This is a genomic window from Saccharothrix sp. BKS2 (genome assembly GCF_047689505.1).
GTDB lineage: Bacteria > Actinomycetota > Actinomycetes > Mycobacteriales > Pseudonocardiaceae > Actinosynnema > Actinosynnema lopnurensis.
In genome coordinates, this window is record NZ_JAUQOL010000005.1 from 369130 (window position 1) to 391086 (window position 21957).

14 protein-coding genes are annotated in these 21957 nt (G+C 75.8%); 4 read left to right on the forward strand and 10 right to left on the reverse strand.

The window, feature by feature from the left end; genetic code table 11:
• Positions 1-72: 72 nt before the first annotated feature.
• The 6 genes from Q5530_RS12795 to Q5530_RS12820 form a co-directional block, all read right to left on the reverse strand.
• On the reverse strand, positions 73-486 hold the full coding sequence (locus Q5530_RS12795) for an acyl-CoA thioesterase (RefSeq protein ID WP_380639700.1): 414 nt from the start codon (positions 484-486) through the stop codon (positions 73-75).
• Positions 483-6140 carry an SDR family NAD(P)-dependent oxidoreductase gene (locus tag Q5530_RS12800; protein ID WP_415362401.1) on the reverse strand — a complete coding sequence of 1886 codons (5658 nt, stop codon included), beginning with the start codon at positions 6138-6140 and terminating at the stop codon, positions 483-485. Before Q5530_RS12800 ends, Q5530_RS12795 begins: the two co-directional genes overlap by 4 nt.
• Complete coding sequence (locus Q5530_RS12805; RefSeq protein WP_415362402.1) at positions 6137-7132, reverse strand: enediyne biosynthesis protein UnbU; 996 nt, start codon at positions 7130-7132, stop codon at positions 6137-6139. The genes Q5530_RS12800 and Q5530_RS12805 overlap by 4 nt, the downstream gene beginning before the upstream one ends.
• On the reverse strand, positions 7129-9024 hold the full coding sequence (locus Q5530_RS12810) for an FG-GAP repeat domain-containing protein (protein ID WP_415362403.1): 1896 nt from the start codon (positions 9022-9024) through the stop codon (positions 7129-7131). The genes Q5530_RS12805 and Q5530_RS12810 overlap by 4 nt, the downstream gene beginning before the upstream one ends.
• 36 nt (positions 9025-9060) lie before the next feature.
• Positions 9061-10026, reverse strand: a complete 966-nt coding sequence (locus Q5530_RS12815; protein WP_415362404.1) for a DUF1702 family protein — start codon at positions 10024-10026, stop codon at positions 9061-9063.
• A gap of 65 nt (positions 10027-10091) precedes the next feature.
• Positions 10092-10880 carry an AfsR/SARP family transcriptional regulator gene (locus tag Q5530_RS12820; protein ID WP_415362405.1) on the reverse strand — a complete coding sequence of 263 codons (789 nt, stop codon included), beginning with the start codon at positions 10878-10880 and terminating at the stop codon, positions 10092-10094.
• 395 nt (positions 10881-11275) lie between these two features.
• Between Q5530_RS12820 and Q5530_RS12825 the strand changes: the two genes are divergently transcribed.
• From Q5530_RS12825 to Q5530_RS12840, 4 genes are all read left to right on the forward strand, one after another.
• A complete protein-coding gene (locus Q5530_RS12825; protein ID WP_380643388.1) occupies positions 11276-11449 on the forward strand; it encodes a hypothetical protein in 174 nt (57 codons plus the stop codon).
• Between the two features lie 5 nt (positions 11450-11454).
• Complete coding sequence (locus Q5530_RS12830; RefSeq protein WP_415362406.1) at positions 11455-13728, forward strand: TOMM precursor leader peptide-binding protein; 2274 nt, start codon at positions 11455-11457, stop codon at positions 13726-13728.
• 33 nt (positions 13729-13761) lie between these two features.
• Positions 13762-15270, forward strand: a complete 1509-nt coding sequence (locus Q5530_RS12835) for a SagB family peptide dehydrogenase (protein ID WP_415362407.1) — start codon at positions 13762-13764, stop codon at positions 15268-15270.
• A gap of 140 nt (positions 15271-15410) precedes the next feature.
• Positions 15411-17621, forward strand: coding sequence for a sensor histidine kinase (locus Q5530_RS12840; protein WP_415362408.1), 2211 nt, complete (start codon positions 15411-15413; stop codon positions 17619-17621).
• 37 nt (positions 17622-17658) lie between these two features.
• Here the strand turns inward: Q5530_RS12840 and Q5530_RS12845 are convergent, their stop codons facing one another.
• From Q5530_RS12845 to blsG, 4 genes are all read right to left on the reverse strand, one after another.
• Positions 17659-18264 (reverse strand): DNA-binding response regulator, encoded by a 606-nt coding sequence (locus tag Q5530_RS12845; RefSeq protein WP_380643395.1) that lies wholly within the window; start codon positions 18262-18264, stop codon positions 17659-17661.
• A gap of 93 nt (positions 18265-18357) precedes the next feature.
• Entirely contained in the window at positions 18358-19248 is an 891-nt protein-coding gene (locus Q5530_RS12850; protein ID WP_415362409.1) for a sugar phosphate isomerase/epimerase family protein, read from the reverse strand.
• A 55-nt stretch (positions 19249-19303) separates the two neighbouring features.
• Positions 19304-20437: an inositol-3-phosphate synthase gene (locus Q5530_RS12855; RefSeq protein WP_415362410.1), complete on the reverse strand. Its 1134-nt coding sequence runs from the start codon at positions 20435-20437 to the stop codon at positions 19304-19306.
• Positions 20438-20800: 363 nt separating this feature from the next.
• Positions 20801-21949: an arginine 2,3-aminomutase gene (gene blsG / locus Q5530_RS12860; protein ID WP_415362411.1), complete on the reverse strand. Its 1149-nt coding sequence runs from the start codon at positions 21947-21949 to the stop codon at positions 20801-20803.
• Between the last annotated feature and the right edge of the window lie 8 nt (positions 21950-21957).

Genomic DNA, 21957 nt, shown 5'->3' on the forward strand with positions numbered 1-21957 from the left:
CGGCACCGGGCCGGCGAACACCGAGCTGGTGAACACCGCGCCGGCGAGCTTCGCCGGCGCGTAGCCGTGCGGTCAGTCGTCGAAGGCGCGCAGGGCCCGCGCCAGCTCGTCGGGCACGGCCGTGGGCACGACACCGGAACCGGCGCGGCGCATGCAGGCGACGGTCTGGGAGCCCTTGGCCACGAGCGCGCCCGCCCGGTGGAAGTCGAAGCCCATGGCGATCCGGTTGCCGCCGGTGCCGCGCAGGGACATGGCCACGTCCACCGTGTCCAGCGCGAAGCACTCGGCGTAGTAGTCCATCGAGCACGACACCGTCACCAGCGCGAGGTCGCCGCCCGCCAGCTCCTCGAGCACACCGGGCGCGTGGTCGGCCAGGAAGCGCTCGCGGCAGTGGCCCTGCCAGTGCAGGTAGTGCGCGAAGTAGACGTTGCCGACCAGGTTGGTCTCGTCCAGCGTGACCACGTGCCGGTGCGCGTAAGAACTCATCGCCCCTCCCCCAGCGCCACGGCGACGGCGGTGGGACCGCCCGCGCCGAGGACCCTCACCGACGCGGTGACCACCACCGCGTCACCCGCCCGCGCCACGGCCAGGCCGTCCTCGGTGGCGTGGTCGACCCGCAGCGGGGTGCGCGCCGCCGCGCCGAGCTTGAGCAGCGCCTCGCGGGCCGCCCACACGCGGGTGGCGGCGGTCGCGGCGTCCTCGCCGAGCTTGTCGGCCAGCAGCCCCGCCGCGCGCAGGTCGTCGTCGTGCAGCGGGAGCGGCCCGGCGGGCACCTCCTGCCAGTCCACGCCCACCGGCCGGTCGGCCAGCGCCAGCAGCAACCGACCCTCGTCGCCGGTGCGGCTCGCGCTCGCCTCGCGGCCCGCCACGCGCAGCGCGCCCGCCTGGTCGTGCCAGGTCCGCGCGCCGGTGACGGCCGCCGCCGCGACCGTGCTCGGACCGTCGGCGGTGACCAGCTCGACCCCGTCGGCGAGGTCGCACTCGATCAGCCGCCGCGACAGCCACGGGCCGACCAGCTCGCGCGGCATCCCGTCGGGCCAGGGCAGCGGACCCACGGCCCGCAGCCGCAGCCCCGACCAGCGCGCCACCGCCGCGCCGTCCGGCGCGGTGAGGTCCACGTCGAACACGTAGTCGTCGGCCGTGTGCGCGGTCTCGCGGGCGCGCACCCGCAGCGGGCCGTCGGGCCGCCGCCAGAACGACACCCGGTCCACGCCCACCGGCAGCGCCCGGCGGTGCGGCACGCACGCCAGCAGGGCGTGCAGGGTGGCGTCGTGCGCGCCGGGGTCGCCCAGCAGCAGCCGGGCGGAGTGGAACGCCGAGAACCACCCCGCCGCGTCGTCGGCGGTGATCCACGCCTCCAGCCGGAACGCCGACAGCACGTCGTGCCGCAGCAACCGGCGGAACCTGCCCCGGTGGAACAGCAGGTGGTCGTACCAGGGGTGGGGGTCCCCACCGGGCTCGGGCGGCGCCTGCGCCCGTCGGGGGTGCGGTGGCGGCGCGGCCGGCCCCGCGGTGGCCAGGAAGCGGTCGTGGCCGAACCGGTCGGTGTCCTGGCGCAGCACCACGCGGGTGCGGCCGGCCTCCACGAGGGCCGCCAGCCGCAGCACGGCGCCGCGGGCGTCGTCCACCACGACCGGCTCCCGGAAGCGCACGTCGGACATCTCCCACGGCCCGTCGGGCGCGCCGCCGGCCACCAGCGCGGCCTGCGCCATGGCCTCCAGGCCGACCACGGCGGGCAGCACGGGCGACCCGGCGACCCGGTGCTCGGCCAGGTAGGGGTCGGTGCCGGTGCCGACGGCCGCGTCCACCACGGCCTCCACCCCGGCGGTGCGGGTGAGGCGGTGCTCGTCGAAGCGCAGCCACGGCACGGCGGGCCCGGCCGGGTCCAGCGCCGGCCCCGCCGGGAAGCGTGAGGAGACCAGCACCGTCACCGGCGCGGTGGGCGCGGCGAGCACGTCGACCAGGGCCGCGGTGCCCGTGCGCGGGCCGATCGGCTCGACGCCGCGGCGGCGCAGGCCGTCCAGCACGTCCAGGCGGACGCCCATGCCGATGCCCGACCAGACCGACCACTCGACCACGTGGGCCCGGCGATCCGGGTTGGCCGCCGCCCACGCCTCGACGTCCACGCGCAGCCAGTCGTTGGCCACGCAGTACTCGGCCTGGCCCTCCAGCCCCTGCCTGCCGATGATCGAGCCGAAGCCGACCAGCAGCGCCAGGTCGTCGCCCGCCTCGTCGAGCAGCGCGCGCAGGCCGGTGACCTTGGGCGCCAGCGCGGCCCGCAGGGTCGTCGCACCCACCTCGGCCAGGCGGCGCGGTTCGTTGACCGCCGCGCCGTGCAGCAGGCCGCGGAGCGGGCCGTGCCCGCGGGCGGCGGCGACCGCGGCGCGGACCTGCGCGGGATCGCCCAGGTCGCAGCGCACGTAGTGCGCGGTCACCCGGGCCCGCAGGTCGGCCAGCGCGGCGAGCACCGCCGGGTCGTCTGGGTCGGAGCGGCCGGTGAGCACCAGCACCGCGCCGGTCCGCTCGGCCAGGTGCGCGGCGCAGTACGCGGTGATGCCGCGCACGCCGCCGGTCACCAGGCACACCTCGCCGGGGCGCAGGTGGAGGTCGGGCTCGGCCGCGCCCTCCCCACCGGGGCCGAGGGCGACCACCGCGGTACCCGCCCGCTCCACCCCGTCGCCGGTCACGCGCAGCTCCAGGTAGCGGCTGCCCACGGCGTCGGCGAGCACCGCCGGGTCGAGCCGGTGCGCCTCCTCCGGCACGTCCACCACCACCGCGGCGCAGCGCAGCTCGGCCACGGCGCTGCGCGCCACGGCGGCGGCAGCCGGGTGGCCCGCGTGCACCACCATCAGGTGCGCGGGCGCGGAGCCCGCCACCTCGCGGAGCACCGCCGCGACCTCGTCCGGGCCGTCCGCCGCGCTCAGCAGCACCGCCAGCCCCGGCGCGCCGCCGGCGGCGGGCAGGTCGTGCAGCCAGTGCCCGGCGGGCGCGCGGACCGACCAGCGCACCGCCGGGGCGGAGCCGCCCGCGAACGGCTCCCAGGTCGTGGCGAACGCCCGCACCCAGTCCGCCACGCCGGCCAGCGCGGGCGCATCGGGCGCGTCCTCGGCGACGGGCAGCGCGGCGAGCACCTCGGCCGCCTCGCCGACCGTCGCCCCGGCGAGCGAGAGCGGCGCCTCCGGCAGCGCGCGACCCAGCGCGGTCGCCACCGCGGCCACTGCCTGGGCCACCTGCAACGAGTTCAGGTGCAGGTCGCCCAGCATCGAGGAGGTCGGGGTGATAGACGCGAGCGGCAGTTCGAGCGACTCGGCCAGGTAGGCGGTCAGCGCGGTGAGCGGGTCGCCGTCCGCCACCGCGTCGGGCCCGGACCCGTCGACCCCGGCCGCGTCGGTGCCGACAACCCCGGCTGCGTCGACCCCGGCCGCGTCGGTCTCGGCAGCCCGGACGGCGTCCTCCCACCCGGACCGGTCCTCGCACGGGTTGCCCAGCACCGCGGGCTCCGCGTCGAGCGCGATCGGCCGGAACGGGCGGTCGGCGAACCACGGGCCCGGCCCGATGCCCGCCACCGCGGCCAGGGCGGCGGCGGCGAACGCGTGCGCGGCCTCGTCCCCGCCGACGTCCAGCGCCACCACCGGGGTGCCGCAGCCGGCCGCCAGGCCGGACAGGACGGTGCCGGGGCCGGCCTCGACCAGCAGGTCGCAGCGCTCGGCCAGGCGGGCGAGCGCCGAGGTGAACCGCACGGGCTCGGTGAGCTGGCGGACCAGCAGGTCGCGCAGGTCGGCGTCCGGGTCCAGGGCCTCGCCGGTCACCGTGGAGAACACCGGCAGGTCGGGGCGGTCCAGCCGCACCCCCGCCAGCACCGCCCGCAGCGGTTCCCGAGCGGGCAGCATCGCGGGGCTGTGGAAGCCGTGCGAGACGGGCAGCGCGGCACCGGCGACGCCACCCGCGCGGGCGCGCCGCAGCACCTCCGCCACCGCGGCCCGCTCCCCCGCGACCACGACCCGGTCGGGCCCGTTGTGCGCGGCGACCACCACGGGCGTGCCCGCCACCAGGGCCGCCACCGCGTCCGGGGCGCAGTCCAGCGACGCCATGCCGGTGTCCGGCACGGCGTGCCGGGCCATCACGCGACCCCGGGCGGCGGCGAGGTCCACCGCCGCGGCCGGGGGGAGCGCGCCCGCCCAGCACAGGGCGGCGATCTCGCCCAGGCTGTGGCCGACGGCCCCCACGGGGACGCAGCCCGCCTCCTCCAACCAGGCCAGCGCGGCCATCGACTGGCGGACCACGGCGGGCTGCGCCACGGCGGTGTCCACGTCGCCGTCCCGGCCGCCCGGCGCGGCCGGGAGCGCCGGCACGTCCAGCCGCTCGGCCCACCCGGGCAGCGCGAGCCGCACCGGGGCGGCCTGGCCGGGGAACAGCAGGCCCACCCGCCCACCGGCGGTGCCCAGCACGAACCCGGCGCGGCGGTCCAGCACGACCCCACCGTCCCGGTCGGACGCGGCCCGCACCGCCGCGGCGGCGGCGTCGGCGAGCCCGGCGGGGGTACTGGCGACCAGGGCCGCGCGGTGGCCGCCCGGCCGGAGGTCGCGCCAGGCCGTGCCCGCCGCGTCCCGCACCTCGGCCTCGCTGAACGAGCCCGCCACGGCCGCCAGCCGGACCAGCCGGGCCACCAGCTCCCGCCGGTCCGCCGCGGCGAGCACGACCACCTCGGGCCCCGGCACGCGCGCCGCCCACCGACGGGTGGCCGCCGACAACGCGGCGGCGGTGCGGCGGCGCACCGCCGCCTCCACCACGACGTGCGCGTTGATGCCGCCGAACCCCATCGACGACACCGCGGCGCGGGGCAGGGGGTCGGTCCACGGCTCCGCCTCCGGCAGCACGCGCAGGGGTGAGTCCCGCAGCAGCTCGTGGGGCCGCTCGCAGCCCGTGGTGGGCGGCAGCACCCGGGAGTGCACCGCCTGCACGGCCTTGATCAGCCCGGCCACGCCCGCCGCGGCCTTGGTGTGCCCGATGTTGCCCTTCACGCTGCCCAGCGCCGCCTCGGGCGCGGCCGGGCCCCGGAGCCGCGCCAGCGCCTCCAGCTCGACCCGGTCGCCGACCGGGGTGCCGGTGCCGTGCCCCTCGACCAGGCCCACGTCCGCCGGGTCGACGCGGGCCCGCCGGTACGCCCGCCGCATCGCCAGCTCCTGGCCCGCGGTCTCCGGACGGGTCAGGCCGCCCGCGCCGTCCGAGGAGGTGCCCCAGCCGACCAGGTGCGCGTACACCCGCAGGCCGAGCCGTTCGGCGTCCTCGGCGCGGGCCAGCGCGACCATGCCGCACCCCTCGCCGGGCAGGAACCCGGTGGGCTCGGCGTCGAACACCCTCATCCGGTCGCCCCGGGCCAGCGCGCCCAGCCGGGCGAACCCCACCAGCTCCAGCGGGTCCAGCGACAGGTCGACGCCGCCCGCGACGGCGAAGTCCAGGTCGCCCTCCACCAGCGCCCGGCACGCGGTGATCACCGCCAGCAGGCTCGACGAGCACGCGCCGTCCACCGTGTAGCCGGTGCCGTGGAAGTCGAAGTGGTTGCACACCCGGCCGGCGATGGTGTTGGCGAGCGCGCCCGCCAGCGTCTCGTCGCCCGGCACCGGGAACGGGTCCTTGACCAGCGCCCGCATCCGCCGCAGCACCTCGGCGGACGCCTCCTCCCCGACGCCCGCGCCGCGCAGCGCGGTCGCCGCCGCGTCCGCCACGAACGGCCAGCGCAGCCGCAGCAGGCCCGCGCGGGTGAACTCGCCGGTGAGGGAGTTGCCGATGACCACGCCCGCGGTGTCGCGGTCCAGGCCCTCGCCGCCGGGCACGCCCGCGTCGGCGAGCACGGCCGCGGCGGTCTCCAGGGCCAGCCAGTGCGCGTGGTCGGCCGCCCGGTGCAGCGGGCCGGGGATGCCGAACGCGGCGCGGTCGAAGGACCAGTCCCTCAGCACCGCGGCGTGCGTGGCGTAGGTCAGGTCGGGCTGGTCGCCGCGGTAGGCGTCGGCGAGGCGCGCGGGCGGCAGCCGCCGGAAGGCCCGGCGACCCGCCAGCACGTTCTCCCAGAGCCGGCCGGGCCCGTCGGCGTCCGGGTAGCGGCAGGCCAGGCCCACCACCGCCACGCGGGGCGGGGTCACGGCGCACCGCCGGTGGTGGACGCCTCCCGCGCGGCCGGGCGGGACGCGGCCCAGAGCACGACCCCGCGCAGCACGCAGGTGATCACCAGGGCGAAGAACAGGCCGAACACGACTCCCGCGCTGACCAGGACGCCGTACACGGCGGCCGTGGTGAGGCCGAAGACGACCTGGTTGCGCTTCCTGGTCGGCGTGGTGCCGGGGTCGGTGATCATGTAGTTCGTGTAGAGGATGAACGCCACGCCGGTCATCGGCACCAGGGCGGCCAGGAACGCGTGGTCCAGCAGCGCCCAGCGCACCGCGGCCTGGGCGACGAAGCCGCCGATCCACCCCGCGATGAGCGGGATCTTGCCGGTGAGGCCGGCGTTGAGCATGGTGCCGAGCATCAGGATGCCCACCGGGATGAACCAGTCGAGCGGGTCGCCGACGGCGTTGGTGAAGTGGTAGGGCGGCGCTATGCCGACCCAGCCGAACAGCAGCAGCGTCAGCACGATGCCGGAGTTCGACGGGTTGAGCACGTGCCGGACGCGGCCGCCGACCCTCAGGCGCACCACGTACTTCATCGAGTTGGAGCACACCACCGCGAACACGTACGGCCACAGCGACGTGTTGCCCCACAGCAGCATCCCGCAGGCCAGCGCGGTGATGTGGGCCGGCAGCAGGAAGGTGACCAGGTTGCCGGGCCCGCCCGCGTACTCCGGCGCGCGACCGCGCCCGCGGGCGTCGAGGAACTCCAGCAGCAGCGCGGAGGCGTAGCCGACCAGCACGCACGTGATCGGCGTGACCGGTGACTGCTCGAACCCGAGGAACAGGTGGCCGACGACGTTGAACACCGTGATGGACGTGGCGAACCTGCGCAGCGCCTTGACCCGCTTGTCCACCGGTGGTGCCGCGGGCGCCTCCCGCTCGGCCAACGCGCTGGTCAGCCCGTCGACCCTGGTGTTGTTGACGTCCCCCAGGTCCAGGGGCGTCGTGGACTGGTCGAGGGTGGTCATCGCAGCACCGCCGTTCCGTCGTCGCCGAGCAGCACGGTGTGGTGGCCGGGCCGCACTCGCACCTGCGCCGAGCTGGTCCCGCCGCCCGCGCGCCAGGTGATCACCACCTCGGCCTCGTCGTCGGGCAGCACGACGTGCGCCGTGCTCGCCGAGACGCCCGCGTGGCCGTTGGCGGGGTAGACCTGGGTGGTCTGGGGCAGGCGCGGGTCGCGCAGCTCGACCCGGGCGCCCACGGCGTCGCGCTCGCCGCCCGCCGCCCCGGGCACGACCAGGCGCAGGTCCGCGGCGCGCGGGGTGTCCCGCGCGGTGTTGCGCAGCAGCACCGAGTCGTTCCACTGGTTGGCCGCCACCACGTCGAGCAGGTTGTCGCCGTCCACGTCGCCGACGGCGAAACCGCGGGTCATGTACGGGGTCGCGATGCCGATCTCGTGCGCCAGGTCGTGGTAGCGGCCGTTCGCGGCGCGCACGAACAGCGGGTTGTGCTCGTCGCCGGACAGGTCGTCGCCCGGACCGAACCTGGGCCACGCGCCGGGCAGGCGCAGGAGCTGGTCGTTGCCCATGGCCAGTTCCTGGAGCATCGGCCAGCGGTCGCGGTCGCCCTTGAGGAAGCCCAGGGCCTGGATCAGCTCGTCGCCGCCGGAGTTGTCCAGGTCGGCGGCCTTGATGTCCCACGCCCACCCGCTGCGCGCCAACCCCAGTTCCTCGCTGCGCTCGTCGTAGGGCAGCTCGCCGCGCAGCAGGTCGGTGCCCGGCCCGGTGGGCACGAACGCGAAGTTGCTCTCGTGCAGGGCGTACTCGGAGGTGATGTTGCTGACCGCGATGGTCGGCGAGTCCGCGCCGTCCGGGTAGGTGAACGTGACGCCCATGCCCTTGAACGAGTCGTGGCCGAGGACCTGGGAGCGCGGCGTGGTCAGGTCCCGGTCGCCGTCCACCCGGGTCAGCCGCACCGAGCCGGGCGTGGAGTGGTTGACCAGCAGCTGGTCCGGGCCGAAGTCGTTGGCCACGTACATCTCGGGCAGCTGGTCGCCGGTGAGGTCCTGGAGGCCGAAGGCCAGCGTCCACGACCGGGCGGACTCGTCGGGGAACGCCGTGCTGACGTCCACCAGGTCCGGCACGGCGCCCGGTTCGCCGGTCGGCGTGGCCAGCAGCAGCCGGTTGGTGCCGCCGTTGACGCCCATGCCCATGGAGTCCTGCATGGCCATCCGGCCGTCGTCCCCGGCGTGCACGTCGAGCACGCGGGCGCCGTCCGGGAAGTAGTTGCCCACCATGACGTCCAGGTGGCCGTCGCCGTCCACGTCCGCCACGTTGAGCGCGGTGGAGTTCCACACCTGCGTCGGCGCCACCAGCTCCTCGGCGCGGAAGTCGGCCGCCGAGGGCGTGCCGGGCAGGCGGCGCTCGTTGACGAACAGCACGGGCGAGCGGCCCCAGTAGTAGACGAGCAGGTCCATCGCGCCGTCCTCGTTGAGGTCCGCCGGGACGCAGCCCATCGGCGCCATCGTGGCGTCCACCGGCAGCGGCGCGGGGTCCAGGGCGAAGCGGTCGTAGTCCGGCCCGCCCGCGCCGGGCGCGGGGAACACCGTCACCGAGTCGTCGCGCGGGTCGACCAGGCACACGTCGCCCTGGTGCCGCTGACCGCGCAGGTCGGTGAGCGCCACGGCCGCGCCGACCGCGGAGATCCAGCCCCGGATGTGCTCCAGCGCGGGCTGCACGGGCCGCTGGGAGCGGGGGTCGGCGGGCGCGGGCGCCAGCCGGGTGGTGGTGAACGAGAAGCGCGCGGCCAGCGCGGCGGTCTCGTCCGCGCCCAGACCGGGGCGGGCGGTGCACAGCCCCACGGCGACGCACAGGGCCACCGCGGTGGCGGGGGCGACCGCCCGCCGGAGGTGATCGGGCATGGCAGAACTCCCATCTGGTGGCCGTGGTGGAGGGCGTCAGCCCAGTCGGGCGACCCGCTCGCGCAGGCGCGCCTTCCACTCGGCGTAGGCGGACAGGTCGGCGGAGCCGGTGAGCCCTTCGGCGGCCTCGTCGGTCCAGCGGCGGGCGGTGGCCGGGTCGGTGCCGAACAGGTGGGCGGCGGCGGCGGAGGTGTGGTCGGGCACGATGCCGGAGCGGTCGCGGGCCGCCACCGCGAACAGCGCGCCCTGGCCCAGGTGCCACCGGTGGGGACCGGCCGCGGCGCGCAGCCGGTCCAGCGCGTCGGCGTCGGCGCAGCCCGCGTAGCACGACGCCAGGCCCACCCCGGCCCAGACGTGCGGCCGGGCGGGTTCGGGCAGCGAGCCGATCACCGCGGCGACGCCGTCCACGTCGGCCGACTCGGCGAACCAGAGCGCGCGCCCGCTGCCCGCCAGCACCGCCTCCCAGCGCGGGGACCGGGGACGGCGGGCGCGGCGGCGCAGCGCGGCCAGGCCGCCGAAGTAGGTCTCGGCGAAGCCCGCGCCGTCCAGCGCGAGGCACCGCAGCAGCGGCTGCGCCGAGGGCGGGCGCGGCGCGGGCAGCGGCAGCCGCAGCACGGTCGTGGCCGGGGCGACCGCCCAGCCGTAGCCGACGCTGACCAGGTGCACGTACCGGTCGCCGGGGCCCGACAGCAGGCGGTCGAGGGCGCCGGTGGGCCACGGGGTGAGCCGGTCGCGCAGCGCCGCGTGCATCCCGGCGCCCTCGTAGGCGAACCCGCGCTCGGCCGCGGGCACCTCGGCCAGCGCCGGGTGCGGGTCGCGCCAGTGGCGCACCGCGGTGTTGAAGCCGGTGAGGAACCAGCGGGCGTGCCGTTCCAGCACCTCCCGCTCGGGCGGCCGGTCCAGCCGGAACCCGCGCCCGGCGAAGTCCGCCATGCCGAGGGGCAGCACCCTCGCGGGACCCTGGCGGGGTGCCCGGCGCGGGCCGTGGTCCGTCACGGACATCGCTCGTTCCTCCTGTCGGTCTGTGGTCTGCCGGTCGGCGGTGCGGGGCTCGGGCGGTGCGGGGCTCAGGCGGTGGCGGCGCGCTCGTCGAACGCGTCGAGGGCGGGGTCGGAGTTGAGGATCGCCTGGTGCACCCGGCGCACCCGGCGTGACGGTTCCAGCCCCAGCTCGTCGACCAGCGCGCCGCGCAGGGCGCGGAACGCCTCCAGCGCCTGCCACTTGCGGCCGCTGCGGTACAGCGCCGTCATGTACTGCGCGCACACCGCCTCGTGCATCGGGTACCGGGCGTTCAGCTCGCTCAGCTCGCCGAGGACCCGGCGGTGCCTGCCCAGCCGCAGGTCGGCGTCGATGCGGGCCTCCAGCACGCCGAGCCTGCTCTCGTCGAGCCGGCGGGCCTTGCCGGCCAGCAGGCCGCCGACCGGCACGTCCACCAGCGCCGGACCGCGCCACACGTCCAGCGCGGAGGCCAGCAGCACCGAGGCGCGCTCGGGATCGCCCTGGTCGAGCGCCCACCGGCCGGCCCCCGCCAACCGCTCGTAGCGCCGGACGTCCAGCTCGTCCGGGCCCAGGTCCAGCTGGTAGCCCGTGTGGCGGGTGGTCAGCCGGGCCCGCGCCCAGGAGCCGCCGGCGGCGTCGACCGTGCGCCGCAGGTTCAGCACGTAGGTCTGCACGGACTGCACCGGGTTGCCCGGCGGCCGGGCGCCCCACAGCTCCTCGACGATGCCGCGCAGCGGCACCACCTCACCCGCGTGCAGCGCGAGCAGCGCGACGAGCTGGCGCGGTTTGCCCGCCGACGGCGTGATGTCGCGGTTGCCCTCCTCGACTTCCAGGGGACCCAGTACCGATACACGCATCGTGCACCCCCTAGTGGACGGGTTCGCCGTCGGAGACAGAACGACGGGCTCGACAAAAACGCTCGCAGAACGCCGGCGGCGGCCGACAGTGCGCGCACCACGAATGCGTTTCGGAGTCGGTCACGGGCCGGACCGTGACGAATGCACGACCGGGACGACGGCCCCGGCACTCGGCCGGACCTCAGCGAATCGCCGACCGGGAGCAGTGCGCCCGAAGGCCGGTCCCCGTTCGGGCGAACGGCCCAACGAGAGCGCAAAGAATGCCGTCGGAATTCCCCCTCGGTGATCGGAAGTGAAAAGAACACATTTCCGCCGTGACCGCGGCACTGGTTGCGCACCACTGCGGAAACAAGACTCGACCTCGCCCGCTCCTTCGCCCCGCCCCGGAGGTCACCGTGAACGCCACCCGCAGCGAACTGCTCCGCGAACTCACCCGGCTGGGTGTGCGCCCGGCCACCACCGGGGTGCGCGTCGACACCTTCGGCCACCTGGTCGACCGGCCCGACGCGACCCTGGCGCCGACGATGTGCGCGACCCGGCACGCCGTGCCGGCCCCCGCCGGCAGGTGATCCCGGTGGCCGCCCTTCCGCCCCGCATCGGGTTCAAGCGGCACCTGCGCGTGGAGACCGCCCGCAACGGCGACAGCTACGCGTTCTCCGAGCACGGCGTCACCGTCATGGGAGGACGGCAGGTGGCGCCGGCCGTCGCCCTGCTGGACGGCACGCGCGACCTGCACGGCGTGTTCGACGCGATGCCCCCGGGCGGCGGCGCGGCCACCGAGGAGGTCGCCGGCCTGGTGCTGCGGCTGTCCGACGAGGGGCTGCTCGCCCTCGGCGGGGAACTCGCGGACCGCTCCCCCGAAGCGGCGTACTGGGACGCCGCGGGAGTGGCCGGGAACGTCCCGGCCACCCGGCGGATCGCCGTGCGGGCGCTGGGCGGCATGGACCGCGACGGCGCGGTGGAGGCGCTGCGGCACAGCGGGTTCGAGGTGGTCGACGCCGGGGAGGTCGACGCCGGGGAGGTCGGCACCGGGGAGGTCGGCACCGGGGCGGCGGCGCTGACCCTGCTGCTGTGCGAGGACTACCTCGACCCCGCGCTCGCCGCGGTGGACGCCGCCCACCGGGCGCGCCGCACGCCGTGGCTGCCGGTCAAGACCGGCGGGACCTCGATCTGGATCGGCCCGGTGTTCCCCTCGGACGGGCCGGGCTGCTGGCACTGCCTGTCCGTGCGGCTGTGGCGGCACCGGCGCGCCGAGTCCTGCGCCCAGAGCGCCCTGGGCCGCACCGGGCCCGCGCCCCTCCCGCCGTGCGGGCTCCCGGCGCTCGCGGACGCCGCCGTGCGGCTCGCCGCGGTGACCGCGGCCCAGTGGCTGGCCGGGCACCGGCACGACGGGACCCGCGCGGTGTGGACGTTCGACAGCCTGACCTTCCGCAGCGAACACCACGAACTGCGCCCCTACCCGCAGTGCGGCACGTGCGGCGACCCGGACCTGGTGCGCGCGCGGACCCGGCGGCCGGTGCGGCTCGCGCCGACGCCGAAGGCCGGCGGCGGCCGGGCGATGACCGCGGGCGCGGTCCGGGAGCGGTTCGGGCACCTGGTCAGCCCGGTCACCGGCGTGGTCAAGCGCGTCGAGCGCGACCCGCGGGGGCCGGAGTTCTTCAACTGCTTCCGGTCGGGCGCCAACGCCGCCGCCGCGATCACCGACGTGGACCACCTCCGGTCCGTGCTGCGGGCCCAGAACGGCGGCAAGGGCGTGACGCCGCTGCACGCCGAGGTCGGCGCGCTGTGCGAGGCGGTCGAGCGGCACTCGGCCCTGTTCCACGGCGACGAGGAGCGGATGCGCGGCAGCCTGCGGTCCCTGGGCGACCGGGCGCTGCACCCCAACGAGGTCCTGCTCCACGACCCGCGCCAGTTCACCGACCGGCGGCGCTGGAACGCCGCCCACTCGCCGTTCCAGCACGTGACCGAGCCCTTCGACCCCGACCTGCGGTTGGACTGGACCCCGGTGTGGTCCCTCACCCGCGAGGAGCACCGGCTGCTGCCCACCGCGATGCTGTACTTCGACGCGCCCGGCCCGGCGTCGGTGCGCGCGGACTCCAACGGCAACGCCGCCGGCGCGAGCGTCGAGGACGCCGTGCTCCAGGGCCTGTGCGAACTCGTCGAACGAGACGCCGTGGCGCTGTGGTGGTACAACCGTCTTCGTGTTCCCGAAGTGGACCTGGACGCGTTCGCCGACCCCTGGGTGGACGAGCTGCGCCGGGTGCACGCCCGGCTCGGCAGGCGGGTCTGGGTGCTCGACGTGACCTCGGACCTCTCGGTGCCCGTCCTCGTGGCGCTGTCCTGCCTGGTCGACGGGCCGGGAGGGCACGTCGTGCTGGGCTTCGGCGCCCACCTGGACGCGCGCGCGGCGCTGCACCGGGCCCTGGCCGAGCTGAACCAGATGATGCCCGCCGCCCTGTCCGCCGAGGGCGGCGCCACCGTGGAGGGCGATCCGGACGCGTGCGCGTGGTGGCGGTCGGCGAACACCTCCAACCAGCCCTACCTGCTGCCCGACCCCGACGTGCCCGCGCGCGGCCCGGCCGCGTACCCGCCAGCGCCCGAGCAGGACCTGCTGGCCGATGTCACCCTGGTCCGGCGGCGCGTCGAGGCGGCGGGCGCCGAGGTGCTGGTGCTCGACCAGACCAGGCCGGACGTGGGGATGCCCGCGGTGAAGGTGCTGGCACCGGGCCTGCGCCACTTCTGGGCCCGGTTCGCCCCGGGCCGCCTGTTCGACGTGCCGGTCCGCCTGGGCCGGCTGCGGGAACCGACCCCCTACGACCGACTCAACCCGCTCCCGATGTTCTTGTGACGTCCGGGAGCGGCCCGACGCCAGGAGCGCGAAGTGCCGAAGAGGTGGGGCGACGGTGCGCTGTCCCTCGTGCGGCTGTGGTCGCTGCGCGAGGACGCCCTGCTGGAGATCGACCGGGACCTCGGCACGGCGGTCGTGGTGTCCGAACGGGGCGAGACGCACCTCGACGACGTCGGGGGCGTCGTGGGCGAGTCGCTGCACCGGATGGCGCTGGGCCCCATCGCGCCGGGCAACGTGCTGCCGCCCCGGCACCGGGACGGCGGCGGGGAGTGGGAGCGGTTCGGCGCCGCCCTGGACCGCCTCGGCGGGGTCGTCGTGCACTCGCTGGCCGGCAACGACAGCCGGCTGCTGCTGTCCGCGGTGCCCGTCGAGGCGGACGCGGCGTTCGAGCTGCCGCTGCTGCAACCCCGCGACGAGGTGCGGCTGTCCCGGTACGCGGCGCTGCGCGCGGGTGACGGCGAGATGCTGCTGGAGTCGCCGCTGGCCCCCTACCAGGTGCGGCTGCACCGCCACCTGGCGGTCAAGGTCGTCGCGGGACTGGGCAGCGCGGTCGCCGTGGTGGACCTGGCGGCGGCGCTGCGCGTGGCACGTCCCGTGGTGACCGACCTGGTGGCCTACCTGGTGGCGAGCGGCGCGGTGCTGCGCGGGCGCGCCGACCCGGGGGGCGTCACGCGCTTCGCCGAGGACACCGACCCGGTGCTGGCCCGCTGGACGCGGCACGACCTGCTGTTCCACGTCAGCACCCGCCGGGGCCGCGGCGACGGTCCGGCCGGCGCGGTGTACCCGCTGGCGGGCTGCACGCCACCACCGCCCGCACTGCGCCCCCGTCCCGGCCCGGCGGTGCCGCTGCACCGCCCGGACCGGCCGGACGAGGGCGGCCCGCCGCTGTTCGCCACCGTGGAGGCCGTCGGGCGCCCGGCGGGCGAGCGGCGCGGCCCGGTGGCCGCCGTGCCCACCGCGCGCCTGCTGGGCGAGCTGCTGTTCCGCACGGCCCGCGTGCGCTCGGTCGGCGAGACCTCGGGGTTCGGCAGCCCGCCGCACGAGGTGAGCGACCGGCCGCACGTGGACCGGCTGGGGTTGCACGAACTGGAGGTGTACGCCTGCGTGGACCGGTGCGAGGGCCTGGACCGGGGGGCCTACCACTACGACCCGGCCGCGCACGCCCTGGTGCGCGTCGCGGACCCGGACGAGTGGTTCGACGAGCTGCTCGACGAGGTCCGGGCCGCGGTGAGCGCGGCGGACCGGCCACCGGTGCTGCTGGTGATCACCGTGCGCACCGAGCGCGCCTCGTGGGTCTACCGCGACATCGGCTACGCCACGGCCCTGGCGCACACCGGCGCGCTCCAGCAGCTGCTGCACCTGGTGGCCGGCGCGCTGGGCCTGGCGCCGCTGGTGCCTCCCCTCGAACCCGGCGAGGTCGCCGATCGGGCGCTGGGCCTCGACTGGCTGGTCGAGACGGCCGTCGGCGGGTGCGCCCTCGGGTACGCCGAACGGCGCGGGGAAGAAGTTCCCGCCGGTCAGGTGCCGTTCGACGCTCCGTGAACGCGTTAGGATGCACGTTCCGCCGACATGTCCGGTATGACCGGTGGCCCCGGACGCGCCGGGACCCGGTGGATCGGCGCCCGGGAGGCGACACCGCCGGGGGACGGAGGACGATGCGCTCGATCCGGGTGGGTCAAGGGGTGCGCCTGGCACCGCGGCTGGCCGCCGTCGTGGTCACGGTCGTCTTCTGCGGGTACTGCGTCGTCGGCCTGCTCCAGGTGCTGCTGGAGGGCCCCAACCCCGCCGAGATCGTGCTGGCCGTCGTCGCGATGGCGGCGCTGCTGTCGTTGCAGCTGTTCTACTTCGGCCGCGCCGCGCGGTCGCTGCGGTCCCGGGCGACGACCGTCGCGCTCACCGCGCAGGCCCTGCTGGCCTACCTGCCGCTGCTGGACTTCGGCCAGTCGTGGGTCGGGATGCCGAGCTTCTTCCTGGGCAGCCTGCTCCTGGTGCGCTCCACCGCGGCCGGCCGCGTCGCGTTCGCGGTCGGGCTCGGGGTGGTCGCCGCGGCCCAGGCGGTGATCGGCGGCAGCACCCTGGACGTGGTCTACACCTCGGTGGGCACGCTGGTGTTCAGCCTGTCCGTCTACGGCCTCACCCGGCTGTCCCGGCTGGTCGGCGAGCTGCACTCGGCCCGCGCCCGGCTCGCCGAGGTGGCGGTGGGCGAGGAGCGCCTGCGGTTCGCCCGCGACCTGCACGACCTGCTGGGCCTGAGCCTGTCGGCGATCACGTTCAAGACCGAGCTGGCGCACCGGGTGCTGCACGCGCGGCCGGAGCGGGCCGCCGAGGAGCTGGGCGAGATCCTGGAGGTGGCGCGCCGGGCGCTGGGCGACGTCCGCTCGGTCGCCGGCGGTTACGCGGAGCTGTCCCTGAGCCAGGAGTGCGACCACGCCGAGGCGATTCTCCAGGCGGCCAACGTGCACGTCGAGGTGCGCCGCGACGACGCGCTGCCGGCGGGCGTCAGCTCGGTGCTGGCCACCGTGCTGCGCGAGGCGGTGACGAACCTGCTGCGGCACAGCAAGGCCGAGCACTGCTCGGTCACCGTGGGCGGGCGCGACGGCCGGGCGGTGCTGGAGGTGTGGAACGACGGCGTGCCGGAGGAGAGCCCCGCGAGCGGCGGCGGCAGCGGCATCGACAACCTGGCGCACCGGGTGGGCGCGCTGGGCGGCGAGCTGCGGGCGGGCCCGGACGGGGTCGGCGGGTTCCGATTGACCGCGACCGTGCCGGAGGCGGCGGCCGACGACGGCTCACCCGCCCCGACCGGCGACGCCGCGCCGGAGGCCGGGGTGCGGCCGGGCCTGACCGTGCTGGTGCTCGTCGGCATGTTCGTCGCGGCGGCGGTGCACCTGCTGTACCTCACCCACGACCCGTGGCTGCTCGCCCTGGGCGTGGGCAGCGCCGCCGGCGTGCTGGCCCTCCAGGTCCGGTGGTTCGTGCTGCGCGACCCGCGCGAGCACCCGCGGGCGTCGCGGCTCGCGCTGGCCGCGCAGGCGGTGCTGGTGTACCTGCCGCTGCCGGTGCTGGGCGCGGCGTGGGTGAGCACCCCGGGGTTCCCGGCCGGTTCCGCGCTGATGCTGTTCCACCCGGCCGTGGCGTGGACCGGGTTCGGCGCGGTGGTGCTCAGCGTGGGCGTCGCGCAGGGGCTGACCACGGGCAACGTGCTCGACGTCGTGTTCAACGTGGTGGCCACGACGATCAGCGGGCTGGTGGTGTACGCCCTGGGCGTGCTGTCGCGGCTGGTGGTGGGGGTGCAGCAGGCGCGCGGTGACCTGGTGGGCCGCGTGGTCACCGAGGAACGGGTGCGGTTCGCCCGCGACCTGCACGGCCTGCTCGGGCTCAACCTGTCCGCGATCATCCTGCGCAGCGAGCTGATCCGCAGGCTGATCACGACCGACCGGGAGCGCGCCGAGGGGGAGCTGGTCGAGGTGCTGGAGCTGTCGCGCCGCGCGCTGGCCGACGTCCGGTCGGTGGCCCGGGGCTACCGCGAGACACCGGCGGAGGAGGTGCACTCGGCGATGGCGTCGCTGCTCGCCACCGAGGCCGTGGTGGCCGTCGAGCGCGACGTGGGCGAGTTGCCGCTGCACGTGCGCGGCGTGCTCACCGCCGTGCTGCACGACCTGGCGGCGAGCGGGTCGACCCCGGGGCGGGGCTGGCAGATCAGCGTCCGGCCGGGGGGCGGGGTGACCGTGGTGGAGGTGGTGGACCGCGACGACGGTCGGGACAGCGCGGTGCTGGCGGCGCTGCGCGAGCGCGTCGCGGAGCTGGGGTCGGAGCTCACCGCGCACCCGCTGCCCACCGGTGGCCACCGCTTCACCGCAGAGGTGCCCGCGAAACCACCGCCGGACGGGGGCTGATCGGCGGCGGTTGACCGGCGTTGGCTGACCGGGCCGGCTACAGCCAGCCGGCTTCCTTCGCGATCCGGATCGCGTCGACCCGGTTGCGGGCCTGCAACTTGGTGACGATCGTGGTGAGGTAGTTGCGCACGGTCCCGGCCGACAGGAACAACCGCGCGGCGATCTCGGTCGGGTTGGCGCCCGCGGTCGCGAGCCGCAGCACCTCCAGCTCCCGGCCCGTCAGCGGGCAGTCGGTGGAGTCCCAGGCGGACAGCGCCAGCTCCGCGTCGACGACGCGGCGGCCCGCCGCCACCCCGCGCACCGCGTTGGCCAGCCGGTCCGAGGGCGCGTCCTTGAGGATGAACCCGCCCACCTTGGCGGCGAGCGCGCGGCGCAGCGTGCCCGGCCGGTTGAGGCTGGTCAGGATCAGCGTGCGGCAGGACGGCATCCGCTGGTGCAGCTCGGCGGCGGCGGTCAGGCCGTCCTTGCCGGGCAGGTCGATGTCGATGACGGCGACGTCCACGGCGTTGGCCTGCGCGGCGGGCACGATCTCGTCGCCGGACGCGACCTCGGCGACGACCTCGATGTCGTGCTCCAGGTTGAGCAGCGCCACGAGGGCACCGCGAACCATGTGCATGTCCTCGGCGAGCAGGATCCTGATCATGGGCGGGGCCTCTCCACGGCGCGGCGTAAGGCCGGTACCCCATGGTTGTACCACCCCGCGGGGTCGCCGGGCCTCCCCCACACCGCCACCGGCTCACCCCGGGCGACGACCGACCGGGTCATCGCCGGTCCAGGCCGCTCGTCCGTTGTCCCGATGACCTCCCCGCAACCGGAGGAACTCCCAGGACCGCCGCGCCACCTCCGGCGCGGCGTGCGAGTGGCACGGCAGCTCCACCGACACCAGCCCCCGGTAGCCGCCCTCCTCGAGCGCAGCCAGGACCGGCGGGAAGTCGAGGTCGCCCGCACCGAACTCCAGGTGCTCGTGCGCGCCGCACCGCACGTCCTCGATATGCACGTGGACCAGGCGCGGCAGGGCCCGCCGCACGCAGTCGGCCACCGGCCGCGGCCCCGGGCACCGGCAGTGACCGACGTCGAGGGTGAGCCCGAGGCCGAGGTCGAACCGCGTGACCAGCTCGTCGAAGCTGTCCAGGGTGTCGACGAACATGCCGGGTCCGGGCTCCAGGCCCACCGGGACGCCCGCCACGGCGGCGCTGCGCAGCACGGCCGCGCAGCCGCGCGCCAGCCGGTCCCGGTTCGTCGCCGGGTCGCTGCCGGGGTCCGCGGTGCCGCTGCGGAACGACACGGCCTCCGCCCCCAGGTCGGCACCGATGTGCACGGCGCGCCGCAGCAGGTCCAGCCGCCGCTGCGCGCCGTGCGCGGACATCAGCGTCGGCTGGTGCTCGCGCCACGGGTCGAGCAGGTAGCGGCCACCGGTCTCGACCACGACCGCCATGCCGGTGCGGTCGAGCAGCCGACGCAGGGTCGCGAGCCGGCGGGGCAGGTCGTCGGCGAACGGGTCGAGGTGGCGCGCGTCGAGGGTGACGGCGATGCCGTCGTAACCGAGGTCGGCCAGCACCGCGACGGCGTCGGCCAGGGTGTGGTCGCCGAAGCCGTTGGTGCCGTAGCCGAAGCGCAGGTAGCTCATGCCGATGACACCCCACGGCCCGGCACCCGCACCGGCCGGACCGGGTAGCGCGCCCTCATCGCCGGGTCCACCGGACGAGCGCGGCGTACTGCGCCTCCAAACCGTGCTCGACCGCCCCGAGCGGGTCCTTGAAGAAGAACCCCAGCTCCGGCACCGGACCGCCGCGGTCGGCCAGGCACAGCAGCCGCGCCAGGTCCAGCACGAGCGGCGCGGCCAGCGCCGAGTCGCACCCCTGCCAGGTGAACTGCATGGTCATCCGCACGCCGAGGAAGCCCTCGAACCCGATGTGGTCCCAGGCGGTCTTCCACTCGCCCAGGTCCTCCACGTGGTGGATGTGCACGCCACCCTCCACCGGGTGGCCGAGCAAACGCTCCAGCACCACCGCCTTGGACGCCGCCTTGGCCGCGGCGCGGTCGGCGTCGGCGAGGTTCGCACCGTCCCCGCCACCGAGCAGGTTCGTGCCCGACCAGGAGCGGACCCGCAACGCGCGCCGGGTGAACAGCGAGGCGAGCACGGACTTCACCAGGGTCTCGCCGGTCTTGCCGTCACTGCCCGAGTAGGGCACGCCGCGCTCGACGGCGAGCTGGTGCAGCGCGGGCAGCCGAGCACCGGTGGACGGCGTGAAGTCGACGAAGCCGCACCCGGCCAGGAACGCCGCGCACGCGTAGAGCGAGCTGGGCGGCAAAACCGCCCCCCGCCCCAGTTCGACCTCCAACGCCGACCAGTCGGCGTGCGCGGCGTGCGGCACGGCAGGCGGCTCGGTGGCCGCGACGTTGACCACGACCACGCGCCGCAACCCGTTGCGCCGCCGGAAGTCCAAGATATCGGCGGCCAACCGCTCCACCACGGCCCACTGCGGACCGGGCGCGTCGGCGTGCGCGCCGGGCCGGACCTCGGCATCGGCCGCGATCAAGTCGTCCACCACCAGTCCCGCCACCCCGGGCGGCAACACCCCGGCCCGGGTCAGCAGTTCCGCGCGCTTGGCGGGGTGGGACACCACCACGTCGTGGCCACCGAACACCAGGTCGTCGAGCGCGGGCAGGGCGGTCCCGACGAAGTCGGGCAGAGCGGTCACCAACCCGGTGGGCGGCAACAGCCCGGCCCGCAACGCAGCCGCACCCGCAACGGCCGTGGTCGCCACCGAACCACGCGCCCCGACCAACCACACTCCCGTTCGGTTCCCCGTCATGCCGGACCTCCCCGCACCCGTCGCGTCGGCAGGTCGATCCTGTGCCACGCGCCGGCGTGGTCGACAGTGCACGGCTCACCGGTGGTCGTGAAAAGTTCAGGAGTGCGGCCGGCAGTCCTCGGCAACGCGCCGCGCGGGGATCGGCCATCGGCGTTCCCGACCTGGTGACGGCAGCGGTCGGGGCCGACCACCGCGGTACCCACCGCCGAACTCCCCGTGACGGAACCGGAAGCCGGGTCCCACACCCGGCCGGCCAACCTGCTCGACCCGCCGTTCACCCCCGAGCAAGCCACGACGACCACCCGACCCGCTCCGACCAAACAGCCCGGCCACCCCGGAACGAGGTGGCCGGACCGCCGGACGTCAGGCCGGCGGTGGTTCGGTGACCCGGTAGTGCTCCCCCGTGACCGTCATCGTCTGGCCCCGGTAGTTGCGCAGCGCCAGGCCGTCCTCCACCACCTCGTGGTACGGCCGGCTGACCGGGATCTTCCCGATCCTGGTGGTCAGCACGTACTGCGGCACGCCGAAGCCCGTCATGTGCCCCTGCAACGCCTCCATGATCTCCCACCCCTTCTCGATCGAGGTCATGAAGTGGGAGACACCGGTGACGTTGTCGCAGTGGTAGAGGTAGTACGGGCGCACCCGGATGCGGAGCAGTTCCGTCATCAGCTTGCGCATCGTGTCCACGTCGTCGTTGATGCCCTTGAGCAGCACGGTCTGGTTGCCGACCGGCACGCCGTGGCGCAGCAGCCGGTCCACGGCCGCCGCCGACTCTGGGGTGATCTCGCGCGGGTGGTTGAAGTGGGTGTTCAGCCACACCGGGTGGTACCGGGACAGCATCTCGCAGAACTCGTCGGTGATGCGCTGCGGCAGCAGCACGGGGAACCTGCTGCCGATGCGGATGATCTCGACGCTGGGGATGGCGCGCAGGCCGGAGATGATCGTCTCCAGCTTCTCGTCCCGGTAGGACAGCGGGTCGCCGCCGGTGAGCAGGACGTCGCGGATCTCCGGGTGCTCCCGGAGGTAGCGGAAGTCCTCCTCGAAGTCGCCGCCCTCGTTGTCGCGGAAGTACGTGCCCTCCACGTCGGTGGTGTGGAACTTCCTGGTGCAGTGGCGGCAGTACACCGGGCACGACTCGGTGATCAGCATGATCACCCGGTCCGGGTACTTGTGCACGATGCGGTTGGTCTTGCGGTAGAACATGTCGCCGACCGGGTCCACGTCGGCGTCCGGGAACTCCAGCAGCTCGCCGTGCGCCGGCACGGCCTGCAACCGGATGGGGCAGTCCGGGTCCTCCGGGTTCATCAGGGACGCGTAGTACGGCGTGACGCTCCAGCGGTACTTGCCCGCCGTCCCGGCGATCGCCTCTTCCTCCTCCGGGCTGACCTTCACCCACTCGCGCAGCCCGTCGAGGTTCGTGACGCGGTTGCGCATGTGCCAGCGCCAGTCCGACCACTGCTCGGTGGAAGGTGCTCCCGGCGCCGCTGCGGGCGCGGCGAATGACTCCGACATCTGTGGCT

Excerpts from the sequence above, each read along its gene's own strand:
- Q5530_RS12845 (WP_380643395.1), bottom strand. The coding sequence starts at position 18,264 with ATGATCAGGATCCTGCTCGCCGAGGACATGCACATGGTTCGCGGTGCC.
- Q5530_RS12795 (WP_380639700.1), bottom strand. The coding sequence starts at position 486 with ATGAGTTCTTACGCGCACCGGCACGTGGTCACGCTGGACGAGACCAAC.
- Q5530_RS12855 (WP_415362410.1), bottom strand. The coding sequence starts at position 20,437 with ATGACGGGGAACCGAACGGGAGTGTGGTTGGTCGGGGCGCGTGGTTCG.
- blsG (WP_415362411.1), bottom strand. The coding sequence starts at position 21,949 with ATGTCGGAGTCATTCGCCGCGCCCGCAGCGGCGCCGGGAGCACCTTCC.
- Q5530_RS12805 (WP_415362402.1), bottom strand. The coding sequence starts at position 7,132 with ATGACCACCCTCGACCAGTCCACGACGCCCCTGGACCTGGGGGACGTC.
- Q5530_RS12815 (WP_415362404.1), bottom strand. The coding sequence starts at position 10,026 with ATGTCCGTGACGGACCACGGCCCGCGCCGGGCACCCCGCCAGGGTCCC.
- Q5530_RS12820 (WP_415362405.1), bottom strand. The coding sequence starts at position 10,880 with ATGCGTGTATCGGTACTGGGTCCCCTGGAAGTCGAGGAGGGCAACCGC.
- Q5530_RS12850 (WP_415362409.1), bottom strand. The coding sequence starts at position 19,248 with ATGAGCTACCTGCGCTTCGGCTACGGCACCAACGGCTTCGGCGACCAC.
- Q5530_RS12810 (WP_415362403.1), bottom strand. The coding sequence starts at position 9,024 with ATGCCCGATCACCTCCGGCGGGCGGTCGCCCCCGCCACCGCGGTGGCC.